At 73.7% G+C, this 7953-nt stretch carries 2 protein-coding genes; both read right to left on the bottom strand.

Annotated elements, in window-relative coordinates; all coding sequences use genetic code 11:
* Nucleotides 1-970: hypothetical protein (locus tag AC1DV7_RS17870; protein ID WP_477598684.1), on the bottom strand; the 970-nt coding region annotated here is incomplete at its 3' end.
* Complete coding sequence (locus tag AC1DV7_RS17865; protein WP_477598683.1) at nt 967-7920, bottom strand: DUF6603 domain-containing protein; 6954 nt, start codon at nt 7918-7920, stop codon at nt 967-969. The genes AC1DV7_RS17870 and AC1DV7_RS17865, both read right to left, overlap by 4 nt.
* Nucleotides 7921-7953: the final 33 nt, after the last annotated feature.

Here is a 7953-nt window from a genome sequence, read left to right as displayed (position 1 = left end):
AGTACGTCGCGACGGTGGCCGCCCGCGGCGCGGGGTCTGCCGCCGCCCGCGGGGCGGGGTCTGCCGGGTCGGCCGCCGGGTCCGCGGCGGGGCCGACACCCCCGTCGAGGCCGTCGGGGTCGTCGAGGGCCTCGGCGTGGGCGGGCAGCCCGACCTTGGTCGCGCTCGTCGACATCCCCATGAGCTTCTGGTCGTAGGCCGCCTGGGTGTACTGGAAGTAGCCCGTCTGCAGCACCAGGTGGTCGGTGAACCGCTGGTGCGGCGGCGCCTGCGGCAGCAGCTGGTCGAACTGGCCCTCGAGGTTGACCAGGCAGGCGTGGTACTTGACCGGGACCTCCTTGCCCTCGGAGTCCTTCACGGCCAGCGGCAGCCGGTTGGCGATGACGACCGCGAGGTAGCCGTCGTCGTCGCCCATCATCAGCTCGGTGTCGTCGAGGTCGACCTGGCGGCCGTGGACGAGCAGCGGCACGTCCTTCTGGGTCGGCATGATCGTGTCGACCATCGACTTGCGGATCGACAGGCACGAGCCCTTGGCGACGTCCGGCGCTCCTGGGAGGGTGACACCGGACGTGACGCACTGGGCCACGTCGACGTTGGTGAGCACCTCGGCCTCGCCCTCCGCGAAGACCACGAGCGCCAGCCACGGGGTGCCGGCCGGAGCCCCCGCGACGGCGCGCTCCCAGGGCAGGGTGCGCCGCTTGATGACCACCTGGGGCAGCCGCGAGCCGTACGCCCCTTCGGTGTTGGCCGGCGGGTAGGTCGACAGGGCCTGGTCCGGTGGCAGGAGGTAGCGCGGTGACGTGACGGTGACGTGGGTGTCCAGCCGGGCGACGGGCAGGTCGCTCGCACCCAGGGCCCCGTCCTTGCCGACCGCCGCGAGGTTCTGGTTGGTCGTGAACTTGTAGTTGCCTGCGGTGAGCGCCGGCGAGAACTTCGTGTAGAGCTGGAAGTGGCCCGGTTGCATCGTCATGGCGTGGCCTCCTTCTTCGGACGGCGCGGGCTCGGACGGGACGCGGCGGCCCGTGGCCGCTTGGCTCCGCGGGGCGGCGTCCTGCCGGGGGCGGCCCAGCTGACCTGGCACCCGGGGCCGGCGACGGCGAGCACCTTGGCCGTGGCTGCCGCCAGCCCGCGGGCGGCCAGGACGGCGGCCAGCTCGTCGGGCGGCAGGTCGGAGCCGACCACCCCGGAGACGACCCAGGCCGACCCGGCGGTGACCACGACGGACATCGACGTGGCGTCCTTGTCGGGCACGACGGCATACACGAGCACGCTGGTCGCGCCGAGGGAGACCGCCTGGGGCGGTCGCTCGGCGCCGGTCCGGTCGGTCGCCACGCGGCCCCCGACGAGGCGCAGCTCGGTCGGGTCGAGGGTCGAGGGGGTGGTGCCGGTCAGTGCGACGGCGACCGTGTGGACGGGCCTGCTGAACCGGGTCGTCACCTCGGGCGCCTCGTGGGCGACGGATCCGGCGCTGTCCCACTGGAGCAGCCCGGTGCCGCCACTCGCGGCGGACGACACGACGCAGCCGGCGGCGAGCGCGGTCTGGCTGCCCAGGCGGGCCACCCGGGTCCCCTCGTGCCAGCCCGACAGCCCGTCCGAGGCGTCGGCGTCGCCGTCCGCGTGCAGGCCGATGTGCGTGGCCCCTGCCGGGATGTCGACGGTCGTGTCGAGGACGTCGTCGTCGAACAGGACGCTGCGACCCTGCAGGACGGTGACCCGGGCCTTGCCGGTGACCGTGAGGCGCGGGCGGCGGGTGTCGTCGACGTCGAAGGCCGCGTCGGGACACTGGAGGGCGACCACGTCGCCGCTGCGCAGGAGCGACGCCGCCTCCTCCGCCCGGGCAGCGGCCGACCGGCGGCGGGTCGAGGCGCGAGGCGCCTTCGCACCGAGCCCACCGACGAGGGACTGCAGGCCCGGGGTGCCGAGCGGCCCCGCAGCATACGAGCGCATCGACCCGACCGCATCGGTGCGGGGCACGGACCCCGACGCGAGCACCGTGCCACCGGTCGCGACCGACGGCGGGGCGCCGAGCGTCAGCGATACGGGCAGGTGCAGGGCCATCCGCCCGTGGACCGACTCGATCGTCGGGGCCGGGCGGCGCTTGAGCCGTCCGTCGGCCACGGTCGTCCCCGTGGCGCGGATGACGGCCCCGACGCCCGAGGTGAGGTGGCCGGCGACGAAGGGACGCCGTGGGTCGCGCTGCGCGGGTGCGGTCGGCGGGTCGAGTTCGGTGCGAGTTCCCTTGTCGGCGTTGACGGGGGCCAGTCCGTCGGTCAGGGTGCCGAACAGCGGTGGTGCGCTGTGGTCGAGCCGGTATGCCGCGCGGGCCACTGCGCTGTGCCCGCCGCGTGGCAGCCCCTCGCGCTCGATGAAGAGGCGGGCAGCAGCCAGGGCCAAGGCGTCGTCGGCCGAGGCGACAGCCTTGACCGGCTCGTCGTCCAGGGCCTTGGCGACGTTGAGGAACTGCTTGCGGTCGGTGCCCTTGGCGGTGAGCGGCAGGGGCCGCCGGTCCTCGGGCCGCGCCTTGACCTGGCGGTAGTCGATCTGCGGCCCGACGGCGGCGCCCTCGATGCCCGCGACCAGGACGACGAGCTTGCCGGCTTGGACGACGTCGCCCTGCGGGAGCGGCTTGTTCGGCACGTCGGCGCCCGGCGGCCCCCACACGCCGACGGGGTAGAAGTCGGTGCCCGAGCGCGGGCTGGTGGGGCTCGAGTTGAACCCCGTGACCAGCTTGGACAGCCGCGCGTCCGGCGTGGCGACGCCGGTCACCGGGTCCAGCGCGAAGAGCTGGACGGCGACCGTCGAGGTGAGGTCGTGGGCCTGCATCGGCGACAGGCCGAGGCGGGTCGGCTGGCCGGCACGGACGATGGGCACCTGGTGCGTGGTGGCCCCGAAGGCGAAGGCCGTCGCGGGCGCACTCGTCGTGATGGTCAGCTCGAACTCGGCGAACACCCGGAAGGGCAGCCCGGGCGTGCCGTCGGACGACGGTGCGCCCGGCTGGCTGGCTGCGGCTGTGGGCAGCGTGCCCTTGCCGGTGATGGCCGACAGGGTGCGGGCGGCGTTCCCCGACGCCTCGAGGTACTTCGCGACGAACGCGTTCCACGGCATGGGTGGGGGCAGCGCCTTGGAGCCACCGAACTCGATCGGGACCGTGCACGGCCCGATCTCGAACTCGGCGCGCCCGGCGAAGTCGGGGCCCCAGACCTTGATGCTCGCGCCGAGGGTGATGCTGAAGCTGATCGTCCCGAACCAGCCGAGGTCGATGTGGATCCCGGCCGAGATCCGGGCGTAGGCGCTGACCTCGAACCAGAACGGGTCGAAGTAGACGATGCCGTCGGCCCCGAACTCCACCCGCGCCCAGACCCAGCCCAGGTCGAGGGAGACGACGACCTTGATGCCGGCCATGAGCGCCTCGGACGTCAGCGCGAAGTAGGACTCGCCCTTGATGACGAGCACGCTGCTGATCTGCCAGACGATGCCGAGTCGCGGCACCACGGGGTAGCCGTCGCGGTGGAAGCTGGGGTGGTAGCCGCCCATCGTCACGACGAACTGCCCGGCCAGCGGTCCCTTCCACCAGAGGGCGAAGGCGAACCCGCCGGTGAGCCGGACGTCGCGGTACAGCAGCCAGGAGTTGTCGGTGAGCTGGGCCTTCATGAGGAAGACGCCCTCGCTCGTCGAGAAGTGCACCAGCAGCGCCAGCTCGATGGAGACGATGGCCGCCTGGGGCCGCGGCAGGGCCATCCGGGCCAGCCCGAGCAGGTCGATGTTCAGCCCGTTGCCGAAGGACACGGCGACGACCGCGATGCCGTCGATGAGGCTGAAGCAGGTGAACGAGACACCCGCCGCGAACCAGAAGTTGCCCATCTGGTGGGGGAAGTAGATGGAGAGCCGGTGCAGCTCGTCCATCGGGTTCGCCGGGGGCGAGGCGGCCGGGTCGAGCGCCTGGATGAAGGGGAACTCGCCGAACCGGGAGATGTCCTGCGGGATGACCAGCCCGCGGTTGATGCCCAGGCCGCCGCCGAGGCCCGTGAGGAAGAAGGCCGGCGGGCCGCCGATCGGTCCGTTGATCGCGCCGAAGATGAAGAAGCTGGCGTGGCCGTGCCCGTCGTCGGAGTAGCCGCCGAAGACCGACAGCCCGTACGCGGCGAACCGTCCCATGAGCATGCCGACGTAGGACGTGGTGTCGCCGTCGACGGTCTTGAGCAGGCCGCCCGCGATCGCCAGCCCTGAGAAGTCGGCGGACACGGCCAGGCCCATGAGGTCGACCGACCAGCTCGAGATCGACAGGACGTCGCCGCCGTGCCAGGTGATCGACAACCGGTCGACCGCCGCGGTGAGGCCGAAGATGGACAGCTGCCCGGAGAACAGCAGCGAGATCTCGGTGACCCGGCCACCCGACTCGACGACGCCCAGCCCGATCCGGTCGACGTAGAGCGGCCCCAGCTGTCGCTGGATGACCAGCCACCACGGACCTGGCGGCTCGCCGGCGCGCAGCCCGACCTTGACCTGCTGCCCCGGACCAGGCTGTCGCTGGACCGACAGGGCGGGGCTGAAGTTGGGTCGGTTGTTCTGGCTCGACGACCCGACGTCGTTCATGATGTTGTTCGCGACGCCGTTGTCGCCGCCACCACCGGGGGCGACCGCGAGCCCGACCAGCTCGATCTGGGCCCCGCCGCCGACGCCGAGCGGGTTGACGGCGGCATAGATCGACAGGCCGATGCCGTCGAGGGCAATCGAGCCCAGCTCGAGCAGCGGCCCGGCGGGCTTGGTGATCCGGACGCCGACGCCGGCGACGGTGAAGGCGGGCGAGATCACGAGGTCGTCGACCCCGGTGCCCTTGAGGACGAAGATCGACAGGCCGGGCAGGACGTCGTCGTCGATCCACGACGCGTCGGCCCGCAGGACGACGTTGACCCCCGAGGTCGGGAAGGCGAAGTCGCCCACTGGGGTGACGTTCAGCCCGATCTGCTTCTGGCCGCCTCCGAGGTCCTCGCTGGCGAGCGAGATCTTCACCGCCCCGTCGATGGTCACGCCGAGCGGACGCACCGGGTTCACGCCGTGGCCGGGGTCCGTGGCGCAGTTCCACAGGAGGACCTCGAGGCGGTGGAGCAGCCGCTCCGGGTGCTCGAAGTCGCCGAACAGCGTGGTGTCGATCTGGCGTCCGCCGCCGGTGAACACGACGCCCTGCAGCATGCCGGTGGCCCGGTCCGTGACGACGGTGCCGAGCTGCTCGGTGAGCACACTGGCGGCAAGGTCCACGGCGACCCCCAGGACCCGCAGCGCCACGACCTCCGGGGTCAGGACGGCGCCCGTCTCGACGCCGGCGACGCGGGTCACCGCAGCCACCGCGACGCCGGTCGGCGGGCCGAAGCGGACCTCGACCGACTGCGCCCCGGCGGCGTCCAGGCCCACCCCGACACCGACGACCGGGATGAAGCCGTCCTCGGCGGTGTAGCCCGCCCGGATGACGGCGATCGGTCGGAGCACCACCGGCCCGGCCGGGATCGCGAACGGCCCCGCGCGCACGACCACCCGGACCCCCTGCGGCGAGAGCGTGAGGCCCTCGAGGGCGATGTGGCCGATGAGGTGGGCGTCGCGGTCGCGCAGCGTGACGTCGCCGCCGATCGTCAGCGACGGTGTCGTGGAGTCGAGGTCGAGGTGGATCTGCGTGACCGACCCGAACGTGATCCGCCGGACGCCCAGGGCGACCGGGGCGACGGTGACGACGGCGTGGGTCGGGTCGAGCGCGTCGGCGAGGGCCTGCAGGCCGGCGGTGACGACGCCGGCCAGGTGGCCCTCGAGGTATGCCGCGGGGCTGGGACTGATGAAGGCCGCGATGCGCCCGTCGGTGAACCGGTCGGCCTCGAGCAGGTCCAGCCCGGAGCCGAGCTCGTGCACGGCCCTCGCGACGGCACGCAGGGGGGTGTCCGACACGTCGTTGCGGTGGCCGACCACCTCGTTGAGGGCCACGCGGACGGCGGACTCGGCGGCCGCCCCGATGACGTCGGCCAAGCCCGCGCCGGCCGGGTAGAGCCGGAGCGGGGTGGCCGGCGAGCTCCGCACGAGGTCGAGGGTGACGGTGGGGGCGACCTGGAGCCGCAGCCCCGGGCCGTCGACGAGGACCTCGGCGTCCAGCAACGGCGCGACGACCCCGGCCGCGGTGATCGACAGGCCTCCGGTCAGCGCGACGGTCACGACCGTGCCGCCGACATCGGGAGCCAGGGTGAGCTCGGCGGACAGGTCGAGCCGACCCGACCCCACGGCATACGAGATGGTCAGGCCGTTCCCGAGCGGCCACCCGGTCTCACCGACCGCGCGACCCGGGACGGCGACCGGAGCCAGTGCCTCGAGCACGGCCACGGCTGCGGCCAACGGGTCCGAACGGGTCCTCAGCCACGCGCCGGGATCGGTGAACAACCCGTACGGGAGCACGACGTCGTGGGCGCCGGACGGTGCGGCCGGACCGAGGAGCCCGAGGGCAGACAGTCCTGCGTCGATCGTGGCCCGCGCGACGTCGCTCGCCTCGGACCGGCACCACCGGGCGAGCTGCTGGGCGACGATGGCAGGGACGGCCACGGTGGCCTCCCGGACCAGGCCGTCGACGTCGACGACCGGGTACAGGCCGGTCGTGACGGACGAGGTGGCACCCGGGGCCCGTGACTCCAGGGCCACGTGGGCACCCGACGTCCCTGCGGACCCGACGAGCCGCAGGCCGCCCACGTCGTCGACGAAGGCACCGAGGGCGGCGGTCGCCGTCACGCCCGCGGGACCGGCGGCCAGCGACACCTCGAGCGGTGGCAGCCCCTCGACGGCGAGCATCAGGTCCCCGGTCACGCTGCCGGCGGCGAGATCCACGTCGACGTGCAGGCCGGTCGTGCCGATCCTGATCGCGGTCGGCGCCAGGTCGCTGGGGAGGACGGTCATGCCGGTCAGGGCGCGGAGGTCTGCAGCGAGCTGGGCCGCCCGCGCGACCACGAGGGGCCGGATCGTGGCGACCGGGTCGTGGAGCAGGTGGTCGATGGCGTCGGGGTCGACCCCGTTGTCGCGCAGGACCCCCAGGTGGGTGAGCAGGAGGGCCAGCGGCGGCGAGTCGGTGCGGATGCGGGTCCCGATCTCGGACAGCAGGATCTTGACCTCGGGCAGCGCCGTGGTGGCCGTCAGGCCGTCGCCGTCGGCCCGGACCACCCACGACTCGCGGTAGGCGCCGAACGCGCGGGCCTCGTGGAGCACGAGCTCGGTCGACCCGTCGCCGCCGCCCTCGCCGAGGGGGATGCTCACCCTCGCCTCGACCCAGCGCACCGCGAGGTCCTGCTGGGCTGCCCCGGGCCCGCCCACGAGCCACCCGTCGGTGACCCCGAGGTGGACGTCGAGGAGGACCTCCCGCAGCGACTGGACGTGCGGGCTCGCCCGTCGGGCCGAGGCGAGGTCGACGCGGGCGCCGACGCCGACGAGCAGGCCGCCGAGGTCGAGGTCGAGGACCGGCAGGTCGACGCCGACGTGGACCTCCGTCGGGGGCCCGGTGGTGCTCGCGACGAGCGCCGCCGCCGCGTCCGAGCGGACTGCGATGCCGGCCACCGCGACAGACGCGACGGCCGCACGGACGTCGGCCTCCAGGAGGGACCCGAACACCGCATGGAACTCGGCCGTGGACGGCAGGACCTCGGACGCCGCGCTCGGCAGGTCCTCCGGGGTCAGCACCGTCATCGCCCGGCGCACGAGGCCCTGTCCGCGGCGCAGCGGGTCGCAGCCGAGGGCGAGGAGCGTGTCGGTCCAGACCGGCAACGGGTCGGGCACGAGCCGGTCGAGGAGGCGCACCGCATCTCCACCGAGACCGGTGGTCAGCGAGGTCAGCACGACGGGTGACCACGGCGTCCCCACGGTGACGACAGCCGTGACGCGTGGCTGGCTGGCCGCCGCGCGCACCGCGGCCGCGCCGGCCGGGCCGTAGCCGACGAG

It is taken from the genome of Pedococcus sp. P2_E4 (genome assembly GCF_056403935.1).
The sequence above is the reverse complement of the archived record's forward strand: the minus strand, read 5'-3'. Positions and strand labels throughout refer to the sequence as shown.